The following is a 26,145-nucleotide window of genomic DNA, read 5'->3' on the forward strand; positions in this document are numbered from 1 at the left end:
GAATACCTCCTAATTTTTTAAAATTGATATTATAAAATATTTCAACATATTCTCAAAATAACAATATTCTACAGGACCAAGACTGACTTTATTAAAATTTGAAGTTAATCTTTTATTAATAATTTCTAATGTATTAAAAATAGTTTCTTTTTCAGTATCCGTAAATTCTTTTATGATATACGAAATAGATACATGAAATTCATAATTTTCTTCATTATGATTCACCATACCAGTAACATCTTTTATAACTTCTCTGAATTTTTTTAGCTTTTTTTCTTCTTCCAAGTTATAAGGCTCCATTAAAAATTGTATTCCTTCAAAGTTATCTTGAACTCTCAATTTTTTAGCATTCATTATAAATCCTTCAGGTTTATATAGCTTTGGAATGCTATTAAAAAAATATGTCATCATATCGCTAAAAGGAGTATCTAAAGGCATGTTTTTAACCCAATTATTTTCCATTCTTACATCATCACATACCCCTTCAAATATTGTCATATGATAACTGTCATTTGGAAGTAATGCCAATTTATTATAAAAATCTGAAATAGATAATTCTCCTGAAGAATAATTGGCAAATCTAAAAAAATTACTATTTTGAGGTATATGACATATAAAAGTATTGCCCTTAAAAGGTCTAGCATTTCCGTCAGGATAAAATTTCTTGAATTCTCCTGTTACACATGAAGTAAATTTTTCCATAAAAACTGTCCATAAAAATTTTTGTATATAATTAATAGTATATTAAAAAAAGACTTGATGTCAAATATTTTGTTCTTTTTTTAAAAAATAAATAAAAAAGAACAAAATATATTGTGTTGATTTTTTATTGATAAAAATATATTATAATATAATGACAGTAAGAGAAATAGCATCTATAACAGGATTGTCATCAACTACAGTCCATACAGCTTTAAAATATCCAAATAAAGTAAGTCCTTCTGTACTTGAAAAAATAAACAAAGTTCTAAAGAATATTGAAGAAAATCCTAAAAAAATAAGAGAGGTTTATATAATACTTCCGCATATAAATTCTTTTTATACCACATTTTTAATAAAAGCCATAGATCTGCTTAATAAAGAAAACATAAAAGCTATACCATTTATTACCAATGAAGATATAGAAAAAGAAGAAGAATTTATTTCTAAAATAAATTTTTCTACGCGTACAGGTATTATATTTAATCCTGTAGATCAGGATGTGGAATATTCTTTTTTAAAAAGGAAGAAAAAAAGCCAATAATCCTTACAATGAATAGAACTCTAAACAAATATAAGGTTGATATGACTTTAAAATTAGCAAATAAAGAAGCATCAGAGATGGCGGTAAGAGCATTAGCAGATGAAAATAATAAGAATATTTTATTAATAAATTCAGGAAATAACAATATAATAACTGCAAAAGAGAGAAGCGATGGATTTAATGAAGCTATTAGAAATGATTCAAATATAAGTGGAGATATAATATTTACTAATTTTAATGATTGGAAAAGCTCTTATGAAATATTGAATCAATATAAAGAAAAAATAAAAAATTATGATGCCATCATCTCCACAAGCGAATTAATAACATGTGCTATTTTAAAAATATTTAAAAATATGAGTATAAATATACCTCAGGATATAAGACTTATAACATTCGATACATCACCAACTTTTGAAGCTTTATCTATATCAAATATTTCTTTTTCTCCTAGTTCAATGGCAAATAAAGCAATAGAACTTTTATTGACAAAAAGTGCAGAGGATAATTATACAACAGAATATATATTTTTACCTAAATTAAGATTACTTGGAAGTGAAAAAAGAAATTGATAATTATATAAGTTTCTAATCAAAGATATAATTTCTATAACAGAAAATTAATATCTCTAAATTATAATCGAATTCAAATCTTTTAAATATTTTTATAATTTCTTTTATAGTTTCACCTGAGGCATAAACATCATCAATCAATAATATATTTTTATTTTTTATTTTTTCTGTATTTATTATTTCAAAAGCATCTTTAATATTTTCGCTTCTTTCTTTTAGAGTTTCTAAAAATTTCTGTTCTTTTATATCTTTTTTTATTTTTATAAGTTCATATTTTTCTATATTGAACTCTTTAGAAATATAATCAGCAAAAAAATCCATTATACCGTTATTTTTATTTGAAGGCACATAAAGTATGATGTCAAATTTTTTATTATTTGTTTTTATATAATCATAATAATAATTTTTTATATTTTCTATTATTTTTATAGGAAAATCAATATCCTTTTTTTTGAATGCTCTTAATTTATCGCCAAGTTCTTTATCCAAATCTCCTAATGCTGTTATAGGTATATTATCTATACTGAATTTTTTATAAGCAGTAAAAATATTACTCATTAGTTTTATCTTTTAATATTAAGTACATTACACTTGCAAAAATCCAATTTACTATTATTCCCTTATATCCTAGAATAACTCCGTTTAACCAAGTGTTAATATTGATATCAAAAATAAATGTAAGAATTACGGATGATAACCTTCCTAATATTAATGCAAATAATGAAACTAATATAAAAGATATCTTTTTATTTTTCATTACACTTATTGAAGCTGAAAACACTATGCCTTCAAATATCAAAAAATATAATGTTGGAGGCATAGGCATATTTGTAAGAAAATAATTCAAAATAGGTGATATAAAGCTAAGTACTATTAAAAATATAGGATTTAATATATAAGCTCCCAAAGACAATGCAAAAAATATAGGAAGGAATTCTGTGCCTTTAAATCCGAAATAATGTGTTATAATAGGGGAAGCTAAACTTATAATGCTTAATAAAAATAATATAAAAATATTGACATTAATTTTTCTTAAAGATAGAGCTTTCATAAAAATATCCTGATTAAATTATTTTACTATGTATTATACTTAAATATTAATATTTGTCAAAATTTACGCACGGTAATTAGATTACAAAATATAAAAATATTTTAATTTATAATTAAAACAATAAACAAAAAATCATTAAGCGTGCGTTGTGTAATTTTTTAATTTAATAAAAACTTGGGTGGGTGCTAATATTTCTTTATTAGTATTTAAGAAAATATAAACGCAAATTTCAGAATAAAGTATTAAAGAATAAAGGGCGGGGCATGTAATAAAAGTTTTAAAACTTAATCACATTTGCCCACCCCCTAGACTTATAACTTAAATCTGGAATTTCTATTTTTTATTTTTTTATTGCTAAAATTAGAATTTTTAGCTGCCCACCCAAGATTTTTTTAAATTTACGACAAATATACCGCACGCAGAATAGAACCTAAAATATAAATCGACTAATAATTATAATTTAAACAATATATAAGAGTTTCATTAACCGTGCGTTTATAAGATTAAAAATTTAAACAACACTTGGGTGGGTGTCTTGAAATTCTAATTAAGCATTAAGAAAAATAGAACATAATTTTCAAAACTAATTAAAAAATATAAAGGGCGGGGTATGTAATTAAAGTTTTAAAATTTAATTACACTTTCCCACCCTTTAGGCTTATAACTTAAATCTGGAATTTCTATTTTTTATTTTTTTATTGCTAAAATTAGAATTTTTAGCTGCCCACCCAAGATTTTTTTAAATTTACGACAAATATACCGCACGCAGGGTAAAATTAAAAATATAGAATAATTTATAATTTAAATTTATTATATATTATAAAACTGAATTTACCGTGCGTTAAAACCCATTAATAATAATTATTCAGCGAAATTTATAAGCTCGCCTATATTTTCTATAGAGCAAATTATTTTATCCCCACTTTTCATGTACTTAGGAGGATTAAAAGACATTCCTACACCACCCGGAGTTCCTGTTGCAATTATATCTCCAGCTTCTAAAGTCATTCCTTTTGATATATCAGATATTAAATAATTTACATCATTAATCATATACTTAGTATTTGAAGATTGTCTTGTTTCATCATTTAAAATACTTTTTATATCAAGCTTCAATGGCTGTTTCAAATCATCTTTATAAACTATGCATGGTCCCATAGCACTGTATGAATCTAAACTTTTCCCCTTATACCATTGAGAATGTTTTTTTTGTAAGTTTCTTGATGATATATCATTAAATATACTATATCCGAATATATAATCATTAACTTCTTCAGGCTTTATATCTTTTGCAGTTTTTCCAATGATTACAGCTAATTCAACTTCATAATCAAGGCATTCATCTAAATCAAATCTTGCTTTTATCTTATCTCCAAAACCGATTATCTCTATAGCCCTTTTAGAGAAATATACAGGTGCTTTAACTTCTTTAAAATATTTCATATCTTTTTTTATTTCACTTAAATGATCGCTGTAATTAACCCCTACACATATAATATCATGAATAGGTTTTCTTATAGGAGATAATATTTTAACATTATCTATGGAATATGCTCTTTCAAAATTTTCTTCTGCATATTTTAATTTATTTAGTATATTATTATCTTCGTTAATCATATTTATTAATTGTATCATAGGATTAGAATCACATTTAAAGTCAGATATTATTTCATTAATAGCAATAACTTTATTTCCATCCTTACTTAATATACCTACAGATTCAGTATTATTCCATTCAACAAAGGATACGAATTTCATTATCATAACTCCAAAAAATATTTTTATTGATATATTAAACTTTAGCAGCTGATTATTATTTTAAAAAATTTAGGTAATTTTTAAAGTTTTTTAATCAATAGTGTTTCGTACATTATAGTAAATTTATAAATGTTTTTCAATATAGATGTAATAAAAACTTGAATATTAAATAATATACAATATAATAAATATCTATTATATTTAAGGTGCATGTTATGAATATACTTGAAAATGTGAGCGAAGTTCAAAAAGAAGGAATACTGCATACAGGAAGTCCATTGCTTCTTTTAGCAGGTGCCGGAAGTGGTAAGACTTTAGTTATCACTAGAAAAATAGCTTATCTCATTAATGAGCTTGAAGCAGCTCCTGAAAATATAATGGCTGTAACTTTTACTAATAAAGCTGCACATGAAATGAAAGAGAGAGTATGCAATTTGCTTCCGGATATTAAGCCAAGCAGATTATTTATTAGAACTTTTCACTCTGCATGTTTAAGAATATTAAAAGAGAATGCACATTTCTTAGGATATAAATCCAATTTTCTTATTTTAGATGAGGGAGATAAAGCATCAGTTATTAAAAGAATTATGAAAGAAGAGGAAGTTCCAAAGAGTATATCACAGAAACTTATAACAAGATTTATATCTAATGTGAAAAATTCAATAGATGACGGCATAGTTTTCGACAGAGATATTTTTGAAAATATTTATAAAAAATATACAGACTATGAACTTAATGAAAATGTAATGGATTTTGATGATTTAATTTTAAATACTATAAAATTATTTGAACAAGAAAATAAGGTTTTAAATTATTATAGAAATAGATTTAAATATATTTTGGTAGATGAGTTTCAGGATACTAATCCTCAGCAGTATAAATTAATAAAATTATTAACACAGGATGCAGAGAATGATTTAACTGTTGTAGGCGATGATGATCAGAGTATATATGCCTTCAGAGGAGCAGATGTTTTGAATATACTTGATTTTGAAAAAGATTATCCTAATACAAAGATAATTCGTCTTGAGGAAAATTACAGATGCCCTAAAGATATTGTAGAAGCTGCTTTGAGTGTCATAAAAAATAATACTAATCGTCATGAAAAGAATGTATTTTCAAATAAGCCTAATGAGTTTAAAATAGAAAATTGGATTTGCTATAGTGATTTAGAAGAGGCTAGAAGTGTAGTTAATGAAATAGAGTCCCTATTTGATAACGGATTTGAGGCAAGGGATATTGTTGTATTGTTTAGAACTAATAGCCAATCAAGAGCTTATGAAAAGGAGTTAAGACTTCATTCTATTAATTATAAAATAGTAGGGGGAGTTGGATTCTTTGAGCGTACTGAAATAAAAGATGCGATTTCTTTTTTAAGGCTTATGACAGGTTTCGGCGATAACTTCAGTGTAAGAAGAACTATCAATGTTCCGCCTAGAGGAATAGGGGAGAAGAGCTTCAGCAATTTTGAAACTTTTGCAAATACTAGAAAATTGACTCTTTATAACGCTATTGATTATATTGATGAAGCAGGACTTACAAAAAAGGTTATCTCAAATATGAAAGCCTATAAAAGCATTATAGAAGAATATGCTATAAAAATAAAAGAGGATATTATCAATGAAGAAGGTATTCATATAGAGTTATTATTCTTTGAGTTTTTAAAAGATATAGATTATTTTTCAATTTTTAAGAGTGATGGAAACGAGAGAGTAATAACTGCAGAAGAGAATATAAAGGAGCTTTTCAGAGGTTTTTATGATTATAAATCAATGGAGCCTAATGCTTCACTTATAACATTTTTAGAAGAAAATACTTTATACAGAGATATAAATACAAATGATGATAAAGAGGATTATATAACATTGATGACTATTCATAATGCTAAAGGTTTGGAATTTGATGTAGTGTTTATGACGGGAATGGAGCAGGGAGTTTTTCCTCATTATTTTTCACTTGAAGAAGAAAAAGGTATAGATGAAGAGAGAAGGCTTTGTTATGTAGGCATAACAAGGGCAAGAAGAAAACTTTATCTTACATACTCAAAAAAAAGAAGAATAAGCACTGGTATAATGGAGCAGATACCTTCTTCATTCTTAATGGAGATACCGAAAAAATTAATGCTCATAAAAGAAAAGGCTAATTATTATTCTGGTAATTATATTGATATAGATGAAGATGCTTTTGATTATTGATTGTCAAAAATAACGCACGGTTAATGAAATTTTATATATTGTTCAAATTATAATTATTAATCGATTTATATTTTAGATTTTATTCTGCGTGCGGTGTATGCATTTTAAATTAAAAAAAATACTTGGGCGGGCAGCTAAAAATTATAATTGAACAAAAAAGAAATCAAAAATTAATATTACAAATAAAAATCATAAGCCTAGAGGGTGGGCAAGTGTAATTAAATTTTAAAACTTTAATTACATACCCCGCCCTTTATATTTTTTAATTAGTTTTGAAAATTATGTTCTATTTTTCTTAATGCTTAATTAGAATTTCAAGACACCCACCCAAGTGTTGTTTAAATTTTTAATCTTATAAACGCACGGTGAATAGAATTTTGTATATTGTTTAAATTATAATTATTAGTCGATTTATATTTTAAGTTTTATTCTGCGTGCGGTATAATAAAAAATCCGGCAAATAAATTTACCGGATTCTAATAATTTTTATATTTGAGAATTATAATTTTTCTAGAAGTTTTTTAGCAAATACAGCTCCAAAACCTATAACAGCAGCAACTACTACTAATTGGAAAATACCTTCTATGATATCATCCAAGTTGTATAGCATGTAATGCATTCCGAAAAATCTTGAATAGAATATAAATAATGCAGTTAATGCCAATATTCCAATTACAGCCATAATAATTATTATACTTTTATTAGATTTATTATTTTTTTCTTTAACAACTATAATATCTTTTTTTTCATTATTAGCTTCGCTTTCATTTGCTTTTGCTTCTTTAGTATCTTTTGAATCTATTTTTTTAAATAAAATAAAAGCAAACATTATCATTACAGCAAAAACAGAAATTTTTAATAATGCTTCTATAACTTCATCGAAATCATGCATTAAATAAAACATATAATACTGCAAACCCAAAAATCTTATTGCCGCTATAAATAATGCCGCTGCCGCAATAGAAGCTGCAATAATTATAAACTTTTTTGATTTTACAACAGACATTATGTTATTTTTCATCCTTCCCTCCTTTATAAAAAATAACTTATCTTATCCTTTTTTTATCATCTTTTAATTTATATTCAGGTTTTAATTCATAAACTTTTTCATATCTAGGATCATTTTCTCTGCTGTCTATATTGCTTTTAATATTACCGGGAATCCTTCTTTCTCTTCTTTCATAATCCCTCATATCATATTCATATTGTATGTTATCTTCTTTTATTCTTTCTCTTTTATTATTGTTTCTTTCATTTTTATAATCATCTTCATAATCATCGTAGTACCTATCATTTCTTACTCTATTATCATAATCATCTTCATAGTCATCATAATATTCCTCTCTTCTTCTAATCTTTCTTCTTCTGCTAGGTTTCCTATAATCATCATCTCTATCATTCTTTCTTATTTTTCCTGAAGTGTTATCATCTTTTAAAACCTTTTTTATGAAGTATACCACAGCCAATATTACAACAACCATTAGTACTAGTTTTACTATATCTTCAATAAAATCATCTACATCATCAATTAAATCAAAACAGTACAGATTTGCCGCAATGATTAGATTGAAAATAAAAGCTTTTAATCCTAATTTTTTCATTACTTACTTTCCCCCATTAATTTTTACTTATTACCTATCATCAGAATTAGAGTCTTTTTTAACATATTTTTTAAATATATATACTCCTGCTGCTATTATTACCACAATACCAATTATTTTTGCCAAATCATCAAAAATAAAATCAAAAGTATCTTCTATTAAATCAAAACAGTATAAATTAGCAGTCATAATAAATATAGATGCTAAAGCCATTAAACTTAACTTTTTCATACTATATTACCTCCTTATTAATCTCTTATAATTAAAGTATAGCACATTAAATAAGTTTTGTAAAGCTAAATTTAAATAAATTTTACAAAAAATATAGTATTGTAAATAAAATGTAAAGTAATATATAATACAAATCATACATTTTTGGCAAAAATTTAAAATAATTTCTTATATTTAGAGGATAGAATTTACTAAATATTAATTTTTGTATATAAATATATTTTAAGTAAAAAAAATATTGATTAATAGCTGATATAAAATATAATGTTTAAATAAAAAATTATATAGGATAGCAGCCATGAAAAAGATTATATTTATGATTTTATCTCTAAGCATAATAATATTGTTTATGTCATGCTCAGGAGGAAAAGATGAGAAGGGGGTTATATATATTAATGTCGGACCTGAACCAAAAACTATAGACCCTGCTTTAAATTCAACAGTAGATGCTAATATTTATATTCAGCATGTTTTTGAGGGATTGGCAACTAGAGATAATGATAATAAAATAGTGCCGGGTGTTGCTGAGAGCTGGGATATAAGCGATGACGGATTAACTTATACATTTCATATAAGAGATAATGCTAAATGGTCTGACGGTAAAAAGATTACAGCAGAAGATTTTGTTTATTCTTGGCAAAGAGTAGTTGATCCTATTACAGCGAGCGAATATGCTTATCAATTTGAACCTGTTTTAAATGCGATGGATATAAATTCCGGTAAGAAACCTGTTTCTGAATTGGGTGTAAGAGCTATAGATGAAAACACTTTTGAAGTAAAATTAAATGCCCCTACTGCTTATTTTTTAGAGTTAGCGGCTTTTTATACATTTTATCCTGTTAGAAAAGATATGATAGAAGAAAATGCAGATAATTGGACACTTTCTCCTGATACTTATATAGGCAACGGACCTTTTATAATGACAGAAAGAAGAACAGACGACAGAATTGTAGTAGTAAAAAATACTAATTATTGGAATGCTGATAATATAGTTCCTGAAAAGTTGGTATTTATACTTATGCAAAATGGCACTGCTGCTGTTGCCGGTATAAAAGAAGGCTCTTTACATTTTGCCAATAATCCTCCGCTTCAGGATATTGAGAATTTAAAAAGTGAAGGTTTAATGCATATTTCTCCTTATCTAGGTACATACTATTATTGTTTAAATATTACTAATGAGATATTAAAAGATGTAAGAGTTCGTAAGGCTTTAACTTTGGCTATAGACAGAAATTATTTAGTAGAACAGGTAACTAGAGCCGGACAGCTTCCTGCAAGTGCTTGGGTTCCTAGCGGAGTGAATGATACTGAAGGGGCAGAAGGTGATTTCAGAAAAGTCGGAGGCGATTATTATAGTATAAAAGCTGAAGATTATCAAAAGAATTTAGATGAGGCAAAAAAACTTTTAGCTGAGGCTGGTTATCCTAATGGGGAAAATTTCCCTGTTATAGAGTTTAAGTCAAATTCAGGAGAGCATATACAAATATTTGAAGCTATACAGCAGATGTGGAAATCCGGACTTGGTATAGATTCTACTATAGCACAGGAAGAATGGGCTACTTTCCAAACTACAAGACAGGAAAAAAATTATGTTATAGCTCGTCATGGATGGATAGCTGATTATAATGATCCTATGAGTTTTTTGGGCGTATTTTTAAGCTATAGTATACAAAATAACGGCGGTTATTCTAATAAAGCTTATGATGATAAATTGAAACTTGCTATGTCTACAATAGATCAGGATATAAGAATGAAAGCTATGCATGAGGCAGAAGATATACTTATGGAAGATATGGGGTTAATACCTATTTATTTCTATACTGATCCTATTATGGTTAGTAAAAAGTTATCAGGTGTTATTTATGATCCTCTAGGAGCACATAAATTCTTCTATGCAAAATTATCTGAATAATAAAATTGGCGGATTTAATATTTAATATTTAATATAAAATCCGCCTTTATTTATGTAATTTCTATACTACTAGACATTTTTTTAAATTTGTCTTTTTTTAAAAAAATGTTATTATATACATATAAAATATTTGGAGATTATATTATGTTATTAAAAGATAGAAATGGTCTTTATAGAGGTAAGGCAACAATAAAAAACTTTTTCACTTTTGATATAGATTTAGAAGCTTCAGTAGATGAAGATGGCGATATAAAAGTAACTACCATAGCACCTATAGTAGGAAAGATAAGTCATAGTATATCTTTGGGAGCATCTTATGATAAAGATGATTATGACATGAAATTTGGAGATGATATTTTTCATATACACTTTGATTCCAATAATTCTATAGAAATAGAATTACCTGAGAAAATTAATGGAAGTTTTATAGTAACTAGGAATGTAATTTTACATAGGGTATAAAAATAAAAATCAGCTCTCTTAATTTATCTTAAGGAACTGATTTTTTGTATATTTATATAGAAAAAAGTTTTATTATAAAAAGCTAATTTATAAAATGGCTGCCATATTTAATGGAAAACATAGAATAAAAAAATAGGGTATTGGGCCAGCAGGGACTTGAACCCCGGACCCGATGATTATGAGTCATCTGCTCTAACCGACTGAGCTACTGGCCCCTAATTCTCAAGAAAAATCTTCTTTAGATTTAGCTATTATATAATAAAGAAAAAAAAAGTCAATACTTGAATAATTATTTTTTTATTTTTGTATGTAAATATTGCATTAAATACTTTTTTGTATATTTACTATTGACTTACTAAAATAAATTTACATAATAAATTATTATATAATAAAAATACATGAAGGGAGTATGTTTTTATGAAAGTTGACAAAGTTTATTCAATATATTATAGTGCTACAGGTACTACTCAGAAAATTGTTTCTTTTGTTGGCGAGAATATAGCAAAGAAATTGGGAGTGCCTTTTGAAAAGTATGATTTTACTTTACCAAAGAAAAGAGAAGGAATATTAGAGTTCAAGGAAAATGATTTAGTAATATGCGGAACTCCTACTTATGCAGGAAGAATACCTAATGTTATGCTTCCATATTACAAAAATAATATTAAAGCTAAGGGGGCTTTAGCTGTTCCTATAGTATTATACGGTAATAGGAATTTTGATGATTCTTTAATAGAGCTTAGAAATACTATGCAGGAAAATGGATTTTATACTATAGCAGGAGCAGGGTTTATAGGTGAGCATGCTTTTTCTTATGTTCTTGGGGCAGGAAGGCCTGATGATAAGGATATGTCTATTGCTGCTGAGTTTGTCGAAAAAGTTGTGGAAAAAATTCAAAATATGAATGATATTCCTAAAGAACCTATTAAGGTTAGAGGAAATGATCCTATTCGTCCTTATTATATGCCTAAGGATAAACATGAACATGCTATAGATATATTAAAAGTTAAGCCTAAAGTAGATACTTCAAAATGTACAAACTGCAAAACTTGTGCCCATGTATGTCCGCTTGCTTCTATTGATTTTGATGACATAACAAAATATGTAGGTAAATGTATAAAATGCGGTGCCTGTGTGAAAAAATGTCCTGAACATTGCAGGTATTATGATGATGAAGGATACTTATACCATCAGCATGATTTAGAAGATGAGTTTAAAAGAAGAGCTGAGCCTGAATTATTTTATTGATATCAATTTATAAAAGCCATGAAATTGTTTCATGGCTTTTATAAACTTTAAATATTATTCTTCTTCTGATGACTCGCTGTCTTCTTCTTCTGTATTTCCTGAGGCTTCTCTTAAAACTTGTTTTATAGCATCAAATATTTCTCTTGCCTTTGCTTTAGTTATATCTGAGGTTTTAGTTTTTTTAGTGATAGATGCTTTTTTTAATATCATATCTCCATATACATTTCCTATTCCGCTTAATATTAAAGGATTTTTTATAAGTTTCTCCACTGTTGTATCATTATCTGATAATAATTGGCAGAATAAATTATAATTGAATTGTTTAGTAAGAGGATCATATCCTATTTGAGGCATTGTTGTCGAATCCTTCCAAATAGGTATTATTTTAGTAATTTCATTTTTATCCTTGCTTTCATCTACAACAAAGAAATTGCCATGATCCGTTTCTAATTTTAATATGCTGTTTTTATATTGATCATCTTCAGTTAATACAAAGGAGCCGTTGGGGCCTAAATCAATAAGCATAGCATCTTGCGAAAACTGGAAATGTATATATCCTCCATAGCGTAAAACATCTATTATTTTCTGTCCTTCTATATCTTCCATTTCTTTATATTGCTTATCTATGGCTTCTATCTTATTTATATAAGAATAACAAATTTCGCTTTTAATGGAGTTTATTAATGTAATTAAATTTGGCAGTTCTTTCATAACTTATAATCTTCCTATAGTATTATGTTTACTTTATATTTTAGCATGAAAGAAAAAAAAATCAAATTTTATAACATACCTATAGGGCTTTATTAATTATAAATTTAATAAAAACTTGGGCGGGTGCTTTAAACTTCTAAATAAGCATTGAAGAAAAATAAAATATAATTTTCAAAATGAATCAGAAAATATAAAGGGCGGGGTATGTAATTAAAGTTTTAAAATTTAATTACACTTGCCCACCCTATATGCTTGTAATTTTAATCTGTAATTACCATTTTTTATTTTTTTATTATTAAAATTAGACTTTTAAGATGCCCACCCAAGTATTTTTTAATTTATAATGAATACACCGCACGCATAGTAAAACTTAAAATATACATATATTAATAATCATAATTTAAATAATATATAAAATTCTTTTCACAGTGCGTTTAGCAGGTAACAAATTTAAATAATATAAAAAATAAAAAGCCTGCATTTTATTCATACAAAATACAGGCTTAAATATCTTATCTTTATATAGATTAAAAAATATTTTTAACGATTATAGTTTCATCTCTTCCTGCTCCTACTGAAACAATAGAAATATCTGTTTCTATTACTTCACTTAATCTTTTTAAATACTTTTTAGCATTTTCCGGAAGTTTATCATATTCTCTAATTTCTCTAGTGCTAGTTTTCCAGCCTTCAAACTCTTCATACACTGGCTCAGCTTTTGAAAGTATATCCAAATCTGCAGGATAACCTTCTAATATCTCACCATTATATTTGTAGGCAACACATATTTTTAATTTATCCAAATCATCTAATATATCAAGCCTAGTTACAGCAATAGAATCAAGTCCGTTCACATAGGAAGCATATTTTACAACGCAGGCATCAAGCCAACCGCATCTTCTTGGTCTTCCAGTAACAGTGCCGTACTCTCCGCCTTTGTCTCTTATAGCCTGTCCTATATCATCATGAAGCTCTGAAGGGAAAGGTCCTTCTCCCACTCTAGTAGAATAAGCCTTTACAACTCCTATAACATTATCAATCTTTCTAGGTCCCACACCTGAACCAGTACAAGCTCCTCCGGCAGCAGGGTAAGATGATGTTACATAAGGATAAGTACCATGATCCAAGTCAAGCATAGTAGCCTGAGCTCCTTCAAACAATATATTTTTTTTCTCTTTAATAGCTTTATTTAATATTGTAGTAGTATCAGCGACATAAGGTTTTAATCTCTCAGCATATTCCAAATACTCTTTTAAAAGTGCATCATAATCAAATCCGTCATGATTATAAACTTTTTTAAGGAGTTTATTTTTAAGCTCAAGATTAAACTTTAATTTTTTAGCAAAAACTTCTTTATTCATCAAATCAACTATTCTTATACCCAAACGGCTGGATTTATCCATATAACAAGGACCTATACCGTTTTTAGTAGTACCTAATTTATTTTCTCCAAGATCCTCTTCCTGAAGTTCATCAAGAAGCCTATGATAAGGCATTAATACATGAGCCCTGTTAGAAATTTTAAGATTAGATATATTAACTTTCTTCTCAGCAAGAGCGTCTATTTCACCCAAAAAAACTTTAGGTTCTATAACAACTCCATTACCTATAACGCAAACTTTATCCTTATAAAGTATACCAGAAGGTAAAAGTCTTAATTTATATTTCACATTATCCACCACAACGGTATGACCTGCATTACTTCCGCCCTGAGAACGAACAACATATTCGCAGTTTTCGGCAAGATAATCCACTATTTTACCTTTGCCCTCATCACCCCATTGAGTGCCTACTATAATTACTGAAGCCATTTTTCAACTCCTTGTTTTATTATGCTAAAATATAAGATTTAAAAAAACTTATAAAAAACACACGATTGCTATTATATGAATATTTTGTAAGAATTTCAAGCTACTTTTAATAGAAATTTCTATTAAAGATAATATTAAAATTGATAACTATTGAATATTTAATTTATTTTTTATATCTTCTATTTTCTCATAAGCTTCTGTATAACTGTCATCTAATTCAATACATTTATTATAATCTTCCAAAGCATCTTTGTATTGTCCCAAATTATATTTGACATCTCCTCTTCGTAAGTATGGTTTAGCGTAAAAAGGATTTATCTCTATAGATTTATTAAAGTCTTCTATAGCTCCTTGATAATCTTCCAATTTATTTTTAACTGCTCCTCTAAAATTATAAACATAATTATCAAAACTATTTAATTCTATACTTTTATTACAATCTTTTATAGCTTCATTATAATTTTTTAATTTATATTGAGAAAAAGCTCTATTCTGATAGGCTTCAATAAAAGATGTATTTAATTCTATAGCTTTATTATAATCTTTAATTGCTTCTTCATTTTCTCCCAAATCACTTTTTACAAGACCTCTAGAATTGTAATAATCTGCCTCCTTTGGATTTAATTTTATAGCTTTATTTAAATCTTCAATGGCTTCATTATATTGTTTTAATGCATATTTAACATATCCTCTATCAGAATAATAATATGGATCTTTAGGTTTTAATTCTATAGATTTATCAAAATCTTTTATAGCCTCTTCATATTTTTTCAATTTATTTTTAGCTAATCCCCTAAAATAATAATAATCTGCATTTTTTGGTTTTAGTTCTATAGATCTGCTATAATCTTCAATTGCTTCTTCATATTCACCTAATTGACATTTGGCATCTCCTCTGTTGCAATATACATAATCAGCTTTAGGTAATCTTTCAATACATATATCATAATCTTTTATTGCTTCCTCATACTCTTCTAAATTATATTTAGCAACACCTATGTTATTGTAAGCTATTCTATGTTTTGGATTTAATTCTATACATTTTGTAAAATCTTTAATTGCTCCTTCATTATCTTCTGCATCAATTTTTACAATTCCTCTCATATTATAATAATTTGTATTATTAGGCTGAAGTTCTATGGCTTTATCAAAATATTTTATAGCTTCTTCATATTTTTCTTCTTTTTTTAATGCTAATGCCTTTTTATAAAACTCTTTTGCATTTTCTTTATTTTCATCTTTCATAAAACATTCCTAAATATAATTATTTATTTTCTAATTTATTTTTTATATCTTCTATTTTTTTATAAGCTTCTGTATAACTGTTATCTAATTCAATGCATTTATTATAATCCATCAAAGCATCTTTATATTCTTCTAAATTATATTTACTATCCCCTCTATTAAAATAAGGATTAGGATAAAACGGATTTAATTCTATAGATTTATTGTAGTCTTCAATAGCTTCTTTATAATTTTTTAACTCATTTTTTATTAAACCTCTATTATTGTATAAATAGCAGTTAAAAGCATCTAACTCTATAGCTTTGTTTAAATCTTCTATAGCTTCATCAAATTGTTTCAAATTATATTTAGCATCTGCCCTGCTATTATATGCTTCTACATAGTTGTTATCTAATTCTATAGCTTTATCAAAATCTTTTATAGCATTATAATAATTTTCTGAATATAAATATGCATTTCCTCTGCCGTAATAATAATCTGGTTCGTTTTTACCTAATTGTATACATTTATCAAAATCAATTATAGCTTCTTTATAGTTTTCTAAGTAAGCATTAGCATAAGCTCTGCTATGATAAGCCTCTATATATCTAGGTTTTAATTCTATGACTTTGTTAAAATCATTTATTGCTTCTTGATAATTTTCCAATTTTATATTAGTATTTCCTCTACCGTAGTAAGCCATAGCATCACTTTGTCTTAATTCAATAGTTTTATTATAATCTTCAATAGCTTCTTCATATTCTCCCAAAGCATATTTAGCTCCAGCTCTTTGAAAATAAGCATTAATAATAAAATCTGGTTTTAATTCTATACATTTAGTATAATCTATAATAGCATTTTCATATTCTTCCAAATCACACTTTACATTTCCCCTATAGTAATAAGCAGATAATAAATTTGGTTTTAATTCTATAGCTTTATCAAAATCTTCTATTGCTTCTTCGTAATTATCTAAAATATATTTAGAAAGTCCTCTATTATTGTATGCATGTATATAATTAGGGTTTAGTTCTATAGCTTTATTAAAATATTCTATAGCATCTTCATGTTTATTTTTATTAAATAATTCCTGTCCTTTCTTATAAAATTCTTTTGCCTGTTCTTTGTTTTCATCTTTCATAGATTATCCTAAAAATATGTAATTGTTATATAATTATAATATATTAAAAAATAAATTCTATAATTTTTATTATGTAAATATTTAATTTTATGTTAAAATTATATAATTAGTTGGTATTATTTTTATTTAAGGAATATTTATGTCATCAGAATTGAGCTATGAAAAATTAGAACTTATTTATAATACTATGGAACAAATTTATAATAAAAAAATTAACTGTGCAGACGGACTTAAAAATCTTGAAAATAAAATATCGGAATATACGTATAATTCTTATGCTAGGCTTTATGATACTTTTAAAAAAATAAAAAACGGAGAAGGTTTTGATAAATTATTAGGATTTCAGTTTTATAAATTCTTTATGCAAAAAATAGCAAATAAAAATAATATAGAAGAGTTAAACAATGCATTAAAAGCTAGTAAAGAATATATTATATACAGAAATCTAAAACAATCAAAAATTATAGATTTATGCAAAGACCTATCAGCACAATATAAATCTTCAATTTCTTTTGATGAATTTGAATACAGTAAAAATAAAAGCGAAAAAACAGATGATGAAGAAATTACACAAACTAATGATAAATCGGATAATTCATATAGTAAAGAAAATTTCCTTAATGAAGTTTTTATATCTGAAGAAAAGTACGACACTATTTATAATTTATTAAAAAGAAAAAAGAATATTATTTTTCAAGGCTCACCCGGAGTTGGTAAAACTTTTCTTGCTAAAAAACTAGCTTACTCAGTCATTGGAGAAGCTGATGATAATAAAATAAAAATGGTGCAGTTTCATGAAAGCTATTCTTATGAAGATTTTATTATAGGTTATAAGCCTTCGGATAAAAACTTTGAATTAAAAAACGGTGTGTTTTATGATTTTTGTTAGAAAGCCTCTTCCGATATGGATAATGATTATTTTTTTATAATAGATGAGATTAACCGCGGAAATATATCTAAAATATTCGGCGAGCTTTTAATGCTTATAGAGGCTGACAATAGAGATGCTGAAATTATACTTCCTTATAATAATGAAAGTTTCAGCGTGCCTAATAATTTGTATATTATAGGTATGATGAATACTGCAGACAGAAGCATTGCTGTTATTGATTATGCACTGCGAAGAAGATTTTGCTTTGTAGATATTGAGCCTGCTTTCGGAAATGAAAAGTTTATAAACTATTTGAAAGAAAAGAATATAAACGATAATCTTATAAATAAAATAAATACAAAGTTTATTGAGTTAAATAATATTATAAAAAATGATAAAATACTAGGCAGAGGCTGTACTATAGGTCATAGTTATTTCTGCGATAAAATAGATGAGGAAGAATACAAAAATATTATAGAATATGAAGTAGCTCCTACATTAAGAGAGTATTGGTTTGATAATGAAGAGAAAGCAGAGAAGGAAATAAAAAAGTTATTAGATATATAATATAATTTTTATAAAATGAATAGCAATATAAAAATACCTATTAAAAATATATACTACATGCTATCTTATGCTTGGAATATTTGGAATACTATTGATGAAGATAATGATAAAAAAGAAATCTTTGGAGATGAAAAGTTTGATAATATTTATAATGTTATGGGATATATTATTAGTATCTTTTTAGAAAAATTAATTAAAAGATGTTTTTATAGAGGCTATATCACTTTGGAAGAAGATTTATCAGTATTAAAAGGAAAAATTAACTTCTCAGAATCTATAAAAAGAAATACTCTTAATTATAAAAAGCTAGTATGCAGTTATAATATACTCTCTAATGATATACTCTTTAACCAAATAATAAAATATACTTTGAATAAAATTATTAATTACAAAAATATAGATAATGATATTAAAGAAAAATTAATAAAATTAAATCATTACTTTATAAAAATAAAAAATATAAATGTTAATGACAGAACTTTCAAATTATTAAAATATAATAAAAACAATATGCATTACAAAATGATAATTAATATATGCAAATTCATACATAAAAATTTATTAGTTAATAAAAATAGCAGTGAATATTCGTTTATAGATTTTAATGAAGAAAAAAGAATTCATATACTCTATGAGAAATTTGTTTTAAACTTTTATAAAATATATTTTTTTAATAATAAAAATATAAAAGTAAAAAACAAAACTATAAAGTGGAATATAAATAATAATGAATATATACCTATAATGAAAACAGATATTATGATTTATGATCATGAAAAATGTTTAATAATAGATACAAAGTTTTATAAAAATATATTAATAAAAAATAATGATAAAGTTTCTTTAAGAAGCAGCCATTTATATCAAATATTTTCTTATATGTCTAATATTAATAATTTTTATAAAAGGTTTAAAACAGTCAAAGGTGTTTTGCTTTATCCATTATGCTCTGACAATATTAATAAAGAATATAAAATAAATGATAAATATTTTGCAGTTAATACAGTAGATTTGAACTCTGATTTTACAATCATAAAAGAACAGTTAATAAATATAGTAAAAAATTATTTTTGATATGATAAATTTAATTAAAACTACCTTGAATACATTTGACTGTTTCTTGCTTTATAGCTATTCATAAGTCTGTAAACTTCATCAGGATTTAAAGCCTGTTCTACATTTATAGTAACATTCCAAATATCGCCTTTAGAAAAACCTTGCTCCTGAAATTGAGCATTGCTTTGAACTGTGATTTTTCCTGATTTATTGCTTACAAGTTCAGCACCCATTTCTCCAACAATTGCAGAGCCTCCGTCTGGAATAGTGTATCCTGTTGTACCAAATGCAAATTGAGGTGCTTGAGGAGGATTAGATTTTACACTGTCTAAAGCATTAGCTGATGATACTATACCAGAAGCAGCAGAAATAGCAGATGATATTGCTGTTGCAGATATCACAAGACCAGCAGCAAAACCAACAGGTCCTCCCTGAGCAAATGAAGCAGCTACTCCTAAAGCAGATTGAGCTATAGCAAGCGAAGGTATTAAAACGGCATCCGCTATAGCTTTTGCTTTTTCCATTTCTGCTAGTTTTACTTCATTATCCCATTCAGCATACGCTTTATTATACTCTGCCTGTGCAAGCTGTTTTTCAAGTAATTCTCTTTGAGTTTGTATGTCTTTTTCTTTTTGTAAATCTTCTTTTTCTTTATCCTGTTTTTTCTTTAACTCTTCCTGCTTTATTCGTATAGCCTCAGCACTCATAGCATCTTTACTTTCAATGGCAAGTTCAAGCTCTTCATCAAGTCTTGATAAATAGTTTTCATAATCCTCATCGTCCTGAATTTTTTTATTTTCTCTTAACTCTCTTTGATAATCATCAAACTCCTGTAATTTATTTTTAGCTTCTTCTATCGCCTCATCATAAGAACTTAAATCATAATGAAAAAAGTCAGAAAAACTTGCACTTAAATCTTTATATATGCTGGATACACTAGAAATAGAATCTTTTATGCCGTCAGTAAAATTTTTTATATTAATACTTTTAATGCTTTCATCAAGAGAGTTTATAGAGGATGATGTATTATCTATAGCTTTATTTGCTTCTTCTGCCGAGCTTGTAAAATCATTAAATGTTTTTGATGAATCATTAAAAAACATAGAAGTTTCATATACTGAATTTATTTTATTTATACTTTCTTCTATGTTCTGTAATTCTTTATTAGTATTAGAAATATTTTTATCTAGATTGCTGTCCATATTTATAAACCTCTTTCATTAACTATAATTAAAAACCGCTATTATTTAATATTCTCTCAAGATTTTTTCTTCGCTCTTCCTGATTATATAAATAATTGGTAAGATTAATATTCATCTTTGAAAGTTCCAAATCTATATTAAGAGAATTTTTTTCAAATTTATAATCTATTGTCCGTATATTCATATCTACTATTCTTGAACCTATATCAAAAAAGCAAATGAATTTATCATATAAAATATTGCCTCTCTCTGAAGTTATTATAATATTTCTTTTATCGTATCCCCTTACATCAAACACACCAAATCCATTAGTAAAATACTTTCTTTGAAAATGTTCCTTATCCTCTATTTGAAATACTGCTGATATATTTTTTTCTTCCCCCTGAATACCATTAGAAAAGAATATAACTATTTTTGTGATATTATAACTTTGATTGCAAATCTGTTTATAATATTTATCTATATCTGTAAGAGCAACAGACTGCTGCTGTTTATAATTAGGATATTTTCTATATTCTATACTAGCATCAATGTCTATGATATCCGATGAATAAACTTCATTTAATCTGCTTTCTATTTCTGTAAAATCATTAAAATCTATAATTTGATAAAAGTTATTAGTTGGCTTTAATATGCATTCTATACATTCATTAATATTCAAATCATAGTTTTTGCTGTTGAGAGTTTTTATTTTAACTATTTCTTTTTTGGTTTGATTAGTTAAGAATTGATAAGCAAAATTATAAGCTAAATCATAATTTTCTAATTTATATTCTATTTCAAATATATCAGTTTTTATTCCTATTTCTTGTTCTAATGGTATTGGAGGATATAGTTTATCAGCACCTACTATTTTAGGAAGCGTCCTATATACTTCTTCTTCATTACCTTCATCATCTGTAATTGTATCTTTCATCTTGATAATATAACGGCTTACTAAATCGGCAGAATCCTCTTCATACTCGCTGTCTGAAAAATCATTATTATGCCAATTTAATTTTTTAGCAGGTATATCTGAAAATTCTTTGAAATAAAAATATCCGTCAAAATCCACACCCCAGCACCAAGTATCAGATAAATTTTCTTCTACCTCATCAAGTATATCAGAAATATTTTTTCCGCTGAAAGACATTGTTATTTCTTTATCATTATTAAGAGTAATATTTTTTTCATCAAATATTATATTCATCTCTTCAATTTTTTCTCTTAAAGATAAAACTATATCCAATGCTCCTTTGGTTGATTCCAATATTAAATCGCCTTGTATATACTGATGAAGAAGTCTTCCCCATATAGGGATAATACTTAAATTAAGCTCCGCATTATCTATACTTTCAATATATCCGGAAAATCTTTTCTTACCATTGAGATAATATTCAACTTTATCATTGATATTAAAATAATTAAGAGGCATACTAAAACTTACTTTGCTTACATCGCCTCCTCTTTTATTAATTTTAAACTCATAACTTGAATAAGTATTATATGTATTTTCTGAATATATATTTCCATTAATTTTTATATAAGTAGCAAATTCTTCAAAATTAATATAAGAAGCAGGAGGAAGTTTATATATTTTATTTCTTAAAAAATGATAAGGCTTTCTCTTAATCATATTAAAATTCCTCTTTTATATCTTATAGAAGCCTTAACACAAGTTTGATTACTTTCTAAATAAAATACATTATTACCAACATTTAATTCAGGCTGCACTCCTTTATAGTTATATGAAGCTCCATTTACATTCAATTTCTCTCCATCAAAATCTATATTATAAACTCCGTTTCTTAGTTCACCGCTGAATTGTATGCCGAAGTTTTGTCTATTAGCAAATAAAAATTCTAATGTTCCGCCTACTACAATAAACTCTAAATTAAAACTCACAGGCACAGGTACTAAACTTAATGATTTGTAATTTATATCCTGTTTATTTTCCTCTATAATAGGAAGTTCATATTCTTCTTCTTTTTGTCTTAGAAAAACTTTATCCAATGCCTCAAGGGATATATCTACAACTCCAAGATTATTTATATATTTTATATTATATCCTCCAACAGATTTCATAATATATTCTGCTTCATAAATTTCATCTTCAAATATAGTTCTTATGAAATATCTTTTAACATTACTTGATAAAATCATGCTTGTATATTTAGTGTATTGTTCTTCTATTCTTACCCAAGAACCTAATTCATTTTTATATTCATAAATAGGAATTCCTATATTAAAAGCTCTTCCGCTTGAAATATTTCCTATACCTGTTTTTATAGAATATGATCTGCTTCCGTCCGTTACTTTATAATCTGTTTTTATATCATCAGCCTTGATGCTTTGCACCGTATTTATAATATCAAAAATTTCTTCTGAATATTTATCTCTTACTATCAGTTGAAAATCGAAAGCCATGATAAAAACTCCTTATATGTTTATATTAATAGTAAAAAATATAAGGAATTATAAGCATTATTAGTTTTATCTTTAATAAAATTATTTAACGCACGGTGAGCAGATTCTCATTTATAATATAAATTAGAATTTTTAATAATCATATATTTTAAATTTGTTTACCGTGCGTTGTATACATAAAAAATTTAAAAATAACTAGGGTGGGTGCTATAATTTCTAATAAAACAATAAAGAAATAAAAAACAAAAATTACAAAATAAATTACAAATTCTAAAGGGTGGGCAAGTGTAATTAAATTTTAAAACTTAATTTACATACCCCGCCCTTTTATTTTTTATGCTTAACTTTGAGATTATAATTTTAATTTATTTTGATGCTGTATTTAGAAATTAAAGCACCCGCCCAAGTGATTATTAAATTTAGAATTTATTTAACGCACGATAAATGCATTTTTATTTATTATTTAAATTAGAATTTTTAATGATTATATATTTTAAATTTTATTTACCGTGCGTTGTGTTCGTAAGAAATTTAAAAATAATATAAAAATAAAAGCATCAAGTATTTATTATACCTGATGCTTTAAATTCAATTTAATAAAATAATTTTAGAATGAAGCAAAGCCATCATCTGTCATTTCATTAGAAGTTGAAGAATATGTAGCTCCAAACTCATCATTTCTAACTGTATTATTATTTTGTTTTTGAGCTTCCATCTCTCTTTCTCTTTCTATAGAAGGTGGTACTTTCAATTCTTTTTTATGACTTTCTTTTTTACTGAAGTCTTGTTTTTTTGTATTTTCAATTTTTATTTCTTGTTTTTTATTATCTTCTTTTATTTCTTGTTTAGTTTCTTTTTTTATTTTTCTTGAATTTCCTTTCATTAAATCATCAGCACTTAATTTAAAGAAACTAACAGTATCTTTAAGAGCATTTGCCTGAGCAAGAAGTGATTCAGATGTATCAGCACTTTCCTGTACTAAAGAAGCATTATTCTGAGTTACGGTATCCATTTGAGCAACGGCCTTGTTAACCTGATCTACACCAGTCTGCTGTTCCATAGCGGTAGCACTTATATCCTGCATTATCCTAGCAGTATCTTCTATTTTCTGCTGAATATCAATAAATATGTCTTGGGACTGACGGGCTGTTTCTGTAGCTTTACTAATTTTTTCATTTGTATTATCAACTAAAGCAGTAATATCCTTAACAGATGACTGAGTAGTTTGTGCTAAGTTTCTAACTTCAGATGCCACTACAGCAAAACCTTTACCCTGATCTCCTGCTCTTGCCGCCTCAACTGCAGCATTCAACGCTAGTATATTAGTTTGAAAAGCAATGTCTTCAATAATTTTAGTTATATTTTTAATTTTTGTACTAGCCTCATAAACTTCTTCTATATTTATTGTAGTTTCAGCAATAATTTTACCGGCATTTTCAACAGCCTCTTTTGAAGCAAGCATCATATTATTACCTTCAACAGCATGATCAGTAGAAGATTTTATTGTAGATGCCATCTCTTCCATAGAACTTGCAGTTTCCTCAAGGCTTGCAGCCTGAGATTCAGTTCTTCTTGATAAATCAATATTTCCCTGTGATAATTCCTGAGCGGCTTTTACTATATTATTAGAAGCAGTATTAACCTCTGTAATAGTTTCAGCAAGTTTTCTTCTCATGCTAACAAAAGATTTTGATAAAACGCCTATTTCATCTTTTCTAGGTTTTATACGCTGCTTAATATTGCTTAAATCGCCCCGCTCTATTTCCTGTGCTTCTTCAACCACTATTTCAAGAGGCTTAGTTATAGTTCCAATAAATAAACTTACAAATATTGCAAGAGCAGCTATTGATATAATGCCTATTATTACGCTTGCTATTATTAATTTTGTATTCTGTGAAAATATTTCATAATCCATCATAGCAAGTGCTATTATCCAAGGTCTGCTTTTCATTTTATAATAAGCTGCAGTTCTTTGATCTCCATTTACATCATAAGTAATTATACCATTTCTGGCACCTGCAAAAGCCTGCTTATATATAGGATTAATTTCCATATTGGCTATATTTTCATACTTTGAATCCATTATATTATAAAGGCTTTCACTAGTTATAAAAAGTCCGCCTGTGTCTCCTAAATCTATATTAGAAAAATGTGTTTGATGCAGTACAGCCCAATCTAAAAGAACATATATATATCCTGCATTTTGATTATTATTGTTTTTAACAAGTTTGACAGCCGGCATAGCCCATTTGCCTGTAACTTCTGACTGCATTAAAATATCTCCGTATACAATTTCATTATTATTAGCAGATACTTTAGACCAAGTTTTTGGAATATAATCTTTCAAATTTCTTCCTACAAGCGTAGATGATACAGAATCAGCAATTATATTCCCATTCATATCCGCAAGTCCCATATTAATCATATACATATTATTATTTTTAAAATTCTTTATTGTACTTAATAATAATTCTAATGTAACGGCTTCATTTCCTTCTAAGTATCGAAGAACTACAGGAGTTACAGCATAAGTATTTATTAAGGAGCTTTCTAAATCAAACCAAGTATCTAAAACAGAAGCATATCCTGCTATAGTACTGTTAAATCCTCCGAGTTTACTGTCGCTTATACCTTTACTTCCTATTCTTATAGAAGATACGAGCATTGCTATTATTATAACCACAACCATAATACATATAACAAAAGGCATTCTAAATGCTAAGCTGTTTATTTTTTTCATATATTATTATTCTCCAAAATAAAAATTTATTTAGAATAAATAAATATTATTATATATATAGTAACAAATAATTGAATTTTTTGATAAAATTTAACAATTTTTTTAAAAAATACAATCTATTTTATAAAAAAATTATAATATAATTG

General features: G+C 26.4%; 22 protein-coding genes, 1 tRNA gene and 1 pseudogene. 8 read left to right on the forward strand and 16 right to left on the reverse strand.

What is annotated here, in order from left to right; genetic code table 11:
* Positions 1-9: 9 nt before the first annotated feature.
* On the reverse strand, positions 10-702 hold the full coding sequence (locus BHAMNSH16_RS07245; RefSeq protein ID WP_069731927.1) for a DUF1868 domain-containing protein: 693 nt from the start codon (positions 700-702) through the stop codon (positions 10-12).
* A 151-nt stretch (positions 703-853) separates the two neighbouring features.
* Here BHAMNSH16_RS07245 and BHAMNSH16_RS07250 point away from each other — a divergent pair, with 151 nt between their 5' ends.
* Together BHAMNSH16_RS07250 and BHAMNSH16_RS07255 are read left to right on the forward strand one after the other, a co-directional pair.
* A complete protein-coding gene (locus BHAMNSH16_RS07250; protein ID WP_123809072.1) occupies positions 854-1,243 on the forward strand; it encodes a LacI family DNA-binding transcriptional regulator in 390 nt (129 codons plus the stop codon).
* An 8-nt stretch (positions 1,244-1,251) separates the two neighbouring features.
* Entirely contained in the window at positions 1,252-1,815 is a 564-nt protein-coding gene (locus BHAMNSH16_RS07255; RefSeq protein ID WP_088859742.1) for a substrate-binding domain-containing protein, read from the forward strand.
* A 15-nt stretch (positions 1,816-1,830) separates the two neighbouring features.
* Here the strand turns inward: BHAMNSH16_RS07255 and BHAMNSH16_RS07260 are convergent, their stop codons facing one another.
* From BHAMNSH16_RS07260 to BHAMNSH16_RS07270, 3 genes are all read right to left on the reverse strand, one after another.
* Positions 1,831-2,373 carry a ComF family protein gene (locus BHAMNSH16_RS07260; RefSeq protein ID WP_083250066.1) on the reverse strand — a complete coding sequence of 181 codons (543 nt, stop codon included), beginning with the start codon at positions 2,371-2,373 and terminating at the stop codon, positions 1,831-1,833.
* Positions 2,366-2,866: a hypothetical protein gene (locus BHAMNSH16_RS07265; protein WP_069731929.1), complete on the reverse strand. Its 501-nt coding sequence runs from the start codon at positions 2,864-2,866 to the stop codon at positions 2,366-2,368. Before BHAMNSH16_RS07265 ends, BHAMNSH16_RS07260 begins: the two co-directional genes overlap by 8 nt.
* Positions 2,867-3,727: 861 nt before the next feature.
* Positions 3,728-4,624, reverse strand: coding sequence for a fumarylacetoacetate hydrolase family protein (locus BHAMNSH16_RS07270; protein ID WP_008727670.1), 897 nt, complete (start codon positions 4,622-4,624; stop codon positions 3,728-3,730).
* Between the two features lie 215 nt (positions 4,625-4,839).
* On the opposite strand from BHAMNSH16_RS07270, the gene BHAMNSH16_RS07275 reads away from it, so the two are divergent.
* The gene (locus BHAMNSH16_RS07275; protein ID WP_008727669.1) at positions 4,840-6,819 is read left to right on the forward strand and encodes an ATP-dependent helicase; all 1,980 of its coding nucleotides are present in this window, start codon (positions 4,840-4,842) and stop codon (positions 6,817-6,819) included.
* A gap of 499 nt (positions 6,820-7,318) precedes the next feature.
* Here BHAMNSH16_RS07275 and BHAMNSH16_RS07280 read toward each other — a convergent pair whose 3' ends face one another.
* Genes BHAMNSH16_RS07280 through BHAMNSH16_RS07290 form a run of 3 tightly spaced genes read right to left on the reverse strand, consistent with a single transcriptional unit; the run spans position 7,319 to position 8,651 of the window.
* Positions 7,319-7,840: a hypothetical protein gene (locus BHAMNSH16_RS07280; protein ID WP_008727667.1), complete on the reverse strand. Its 522-nt coding sequence runs from the start codon at positions 7,838-7,840 to the stop codon at positions 7,319-7,321.
* 25 nt (positions 7,841-7,865) lie between these two features.
* Positions 7,866-8,420 carry a hypothetical protein gene (locus BHAMNSH16_RS07285; RefSeq protein WP_069731930.1) on the reverse strand — a complete coding sequence of 185 codons (555 nt, stop codon included), beginning with the start codon at positions 8,418-8,420 and terminating at the stop codon, positions 7,866-7,868.
* A gap of 30 nt (positions 8,421-8,450) precedes the next feature.
* Positions 8,451-8,651 carry a hypothetical protein gene (locus BHAMNSH16_RS07290; protein ID WP_008727665.1) on the reverse strand — a complete coding sequence of 67 codons (201 nt, stop codon included), beginning with the start codon at positions 8,649-8,651 and terminating at the stop codon, positions 8,451-8,453.
* A 298-nt stretch (positions 8,652-8,949) separates the two neighbouring features.
* Between BHAMNSH16_RS07290 and BHAMNSH16_RS07295 the strand changes: the two genes are divergently transcribed.
* Positions 8,950-10,563 carry a peptide ABC transporter substrate-binding protein gene (locus tag BHAMNSH16_RS07295; protein ID WP_008727664.1) on the forward strand — a complete coding sequence of 538 codons (1,614 nt, stop codon included), beginning with the start codon at positions 8,950-8,952 and terminating at the stop codon, positions 10,561-10,563.
* 144 nt (positions 10,564-10,707) lie between these two features.
* Positions 10,708-11,025: a hypothetical protein gene (locus BHAMNSH16_RS07300; protein WP_008727662.1), complete on the forward strand. Its 318-nt coding sequence runs from the start codon at positions 10,708-10,710 to the stop codon at positions 11,023-11,025.
* 141 nt (positions 11,026-11,166) lie between these two features.
* On the opposite strand, the gene BHAMNSH16_RS07305 is transcribed toward BHAMNSH16_RS07300, so the two are convergent.
* Positions 11,167-11,240, reverse strand: a tRNA-Ile gene (locus BHAMNSH16_RS07305).
* A 202-nt stretch (positions 11,241-11,442) separates the two neighbouring features.
* Between BHAMNSH16_RS07305 and BHAMNSH16_RS07310 the strand changes: the two genes are divergently transcribed.
* Entirely contained in the window at positions 11,443-12,270 is an 828-nt protein-coding gene (locus BHAMNSH16_RS07310) for an EFR1 family ferrodoxin (RefSeq protein WP_008727661.1), read from the forward strand.
* A gap of 54 nt (positions 12,271-12,324) precedes the next feature.
* On the opposite strand, the gene BHAMNSH16_RS07315 is transcribed toward BHAMNSH16_RS07310, so the two are convergent.
* From BHAMNSH16_RS07315 to BHAMNSH16_RS07330, 4 genes are all read right to left on the reverse strand, one after another.
* A complete protein-coding gene (locus BHAMNSH16_RS07315) occupies positions 12,325-12,981 on the reverse strand; it encodes a DNA-formamidopyrimidine glycosylase family protein (protein ID WP_008727659.1) in 657 nt (218 codons plus the stop codon).
* Between the two features lie 527 nt (positions 12,982-13,508).
* Entirely contained in the window at positions 13,509-14,792 is a 1,284-nt protein-coding gene (locus BHAMNSH16_RS07320; protein WP_008727658.1) for an adenylosuccinate synthase, read from the reverse strand.
* A 147-nt stretch (positions 14,793-14,939) separates the two neighbouring features.
* Positions 14,940-16,037: a tetratricopeptide repeat protein gene (locus BHAMNSH16_RS07325; protein WP_008727657.1), complete on the reverse strand. Its 1,098-nt coding sequence runs from the start codon at positions 16,035-16,037 to the stop codon at positions 14,940-14,942.
* Positions 16,038-16,056: 19 nt separating this feature from the next.
* Positions 16,057-17,157: a tetratricopeptide repeat protein gene (locus BHAMNSH16_RS07330; RefSeq protein ID WP_069731931.1), complete on the reverse strand. Its 1,101-nt coding sequence runs from the start codon at positions 17,155-17,157 to the stop codon at positions 16,057-16,059.
* Positions 17,158-17,518: 361 nt separating this feature from the next.
* Between BHAMNSH16_RS07330 and BHAMNSH16_RS07335 the strand changes: the two are divergent.
* Positions 17,519-18,595: pseudogene (locus tag BHAMNSH16_RS07335) on the forward strand (AAA family ATPase).
* A gap of 15 nt (positions 18,596-18,610) precedes the next feature.
* Positions 18,611-19,669 carry a 5-methylcytosine-specific restriction endonuclease system specificity protein McrC gene (gene mcrC / locus BHAMNSH16_RS07340; protein ID WP_069731932.1) on the forward strand — a complete coding sequence of 353 codons (1,059 nt, stop codon included), beginning with the start codon at positions 18,611-18,613 and terminating at the stop codon, positions 19,667-19,669.
* Positions 19,670-19,689: 20 nt separating this feature from the next.
* Here the strand turns inward: mcrC and BHAMNSH16_RS07345 are convergent, their stop codons facing one another.
* The 4 genes from BHAMNSH16_RS07345 to BHAMNSH16_RS07360 all read right to left on the reverse strand — a co-directional run bounded on the left by BHAMNSH16_RS07345 (position 19,690) and on the right by BHAMNSH16_RS07360 (position 25,999).
* Positions 19,690-20,853 (reverse strand): coiled-coil domain-containing protein, encoded by a 1,164-nt coding sequence (locus tag BHAMNSH16_RS07345; RefSeq protein ID WP_008726802.1) that lies wholly within the window; start codon positions 20,851-20,853, stop codon positions 19,690-19,692.
* A gap of 28 nt (positions 20,854-20,881) precedes the next feature.
* Positions 20,882-22,468, reverse strand: a complete 1,587-nt coding sequence (locus BHAMNSH16_RS07350; protein ID WP_008726803.1) for a hypothetical protein — start codon at positions 22,466-22,468, stop codon at positions 20,882-20,884.
* Positions 22,465-23,259 (reverse strand): hypothetical protein, encoded by a 795-nt coding sequence (locus BHAMNSH16_RS07355; protein WP_008726804.1) that lies wholly within the window; start codon positions 23,257-23,259, stop codon positions 22,465-22,467. Before BHAMNSH16_RS07355 ends, BHAMNSH16_RS07350 begins: the two co-directional genes overlap by 4 nt.
* A gap of 607 nt (positions 23,260-23,866) precedes the next feature.
* On the reverse strand, positions 23,867-25,999 hold the full coding sequence (locus BHAMNSH16_RS07360; RefSeq protein WP_069731933.1) for a methyl-accepting chemotaxis protein: 2,133 nt from the start codon (positions 25,997-25,999) through the stop codon (positions 23,867-23,869).
* Positions 26,000-26,145: the final 146 nt, after the last annotated feature.

Source organism: Brachyspira hampsonii, assembly GCF_002214805.1.
GTDB lineage: Bacteria > Spirochaetota > Brachyspiria > Brachyspirales > Brachyspiraceae > Brachyspira > Brachyspira hampsonii.

Excerpts from the sequence above, each read along its gene's own strand:
- BHAMNSH16_RS07245 (WP_069731927.1), bottom strand. The coding sequence starts at position 702 with ATGGAAAAATTTACTTCATGTGTAACAGGAGAATTCAAGAAATTTTAT.
- BHAMNSH16_RS07250 (WP_123809072.1), top strand. The coding sequence starts at position 854 with ATGACAGTAAGAGAAATAGCATCTATAACAGGATTGTCATCAACTACA.
- BHAMNSH16_RS07255 (WP_088859742.1), top strand. The coding sequence starts at position 1,252 with ATGAATAGAACTCTAAACAAATATAAGGTTGATATGACTTTAAAATTA.
- BHAMNSH16_RS07260 (WP_083250066.1), bottom strand. The coding sequence starts at position 2,373 with ATGAGTAATATTTTTACTGCTTATAAAAAATTCAGTATAGATAATATA.
- BHAMNSH16_RS07265 (WP_069731929.1), bottom strand. The coding sequence starts at position 2,866 with ATGAAAGCTCTATCTTTAAGAAAAATTAATGTCAATATTTTTATATTA.
- BHAMNSH16_RS07270 (WP_008727670.1), bottom strand. The coding sequence starts at position 4,624 with ATGAAATTCGTATCCTTTGTTGAATGGAATAATACTGAATCTGTAGGT.
- BHAMNSH16_RS07275 (WP_008727669.1), top strand. The coding sequence starts at position 4,840 with ATGAATATACTTGAAAATGTGAGCGAAGTTCAAAAAGAAGGAATACTG.
- BHAMNSH16_RS07280 (WP_008727667.1), bottom strand. The coding sequence starts at position 7,840 with ATGAAAAATAACATAATGTCTGTTGTAAAATCAAAAAAGTTTATAATT.
- BHAMNSH16_RS07285 (WP_069731930.1), bottom strand. The coding sequence starts at position 8,420 with ATGAAAAAATTAGGATTAAAAGCTTTTATTTTCAATCTAATCATTGCG.
- BHAMNSH16_RS07290 (WP_008727665.1), bottom strand. The coding sequence starts at position 8,651 with ATGAAAAAGTTAAGTTTAATGGCTTTAGCATCTATATTTATTATGACT.
- BHAMNSH16_RS07295 (WP_008727664.1), top strand. The coding sequence starts at position 8,950 with ATGAAAAAGATTATATTTATGATTTTATCTCTAAGCATAATAATATTG.
- BHAMNSH16_RS07300 (WP_008727662.1), top strand. The coding sequence starts at position 10,708 with ATGTTATTAAAAGATAGAAATGGTCTTTATAGAGGTAAGGCAACAATA.
- BHAMNSH16_RS07310 (WP_008727661.1), top strand. The coding sequence starts at position 11,443 with ATGAAAGTTGACAAAGTTTATTCAATATATTATAGTGCTACAGGTACT.
- BHAMNSH16_RS07315 (WP_008727659.1), bottom strand. The coding sequence starts at position 12,981 with ATGAAAGAACTGCCAAATTTAATTACATTAATAAACTCCATTAAAAGC.
- BHAMNSH16_RS07320 (WP_008727658.1), bottom strand. The coding sequence starts at position 14,792 with ATGGCTTCAGTAATTATAGTAGGCACTCAATGGGGTGATGAGGGCAAA.
- BHAMNSH16_RS07325 (WP_008727657.1), bottom strand. The coding sequence starts at position 16,037 with ATGAAAGATGAAAATAAAGAAAATGCAAAAGAGTTTTATAAAAAGGCA.
- BHAMNSH16_RS07330 (WP_069731931.1), bottom strand. The coding sequence starts at position 17,157 with ATGAAAGATGAAAACAAAGAACAGGCAAAAGAATTTTATAAGAAAGGA.
- mcrC (WP_069731932.1), top strand. The coding sequence starts at position 18,611 with ATGAATAGCAATATAAAAATACCTATTAAAAATATATACTACATGCTA.
- BHAMNSH16_RS07345 (WP_008726802.1), bottom strand. The coding sequence starts at position 20,853 with ATGGACAGCAATCTAGATAAAAATATTTCTAATACTAATAAAGAATTA.
- BHAMNSH16_RS07350 (WP_008726803.1), bottom strand. The coding sequence starts at position 22,468 with ATGATTAAGAGAAAGCCTTATCATTTTTTAAGAAATAAAATATATAAA.
- BHAMNSH16_RS07355 (WP_008726804.1), bottom strand. The coding sequence starts at position 23,259 with ATGGCTTTCGATTTTCAACTGATAGTAAGAGATAAATATTCAGAAGAA.
- BHAMNSH16_RS07360 (WP_069731933.1), bottom strand. The coding sequence starts at position 25,999 with ATGAAAAAAATAAACAGCTTAGCATTTAGAATGCCTTTTGTTATATGT.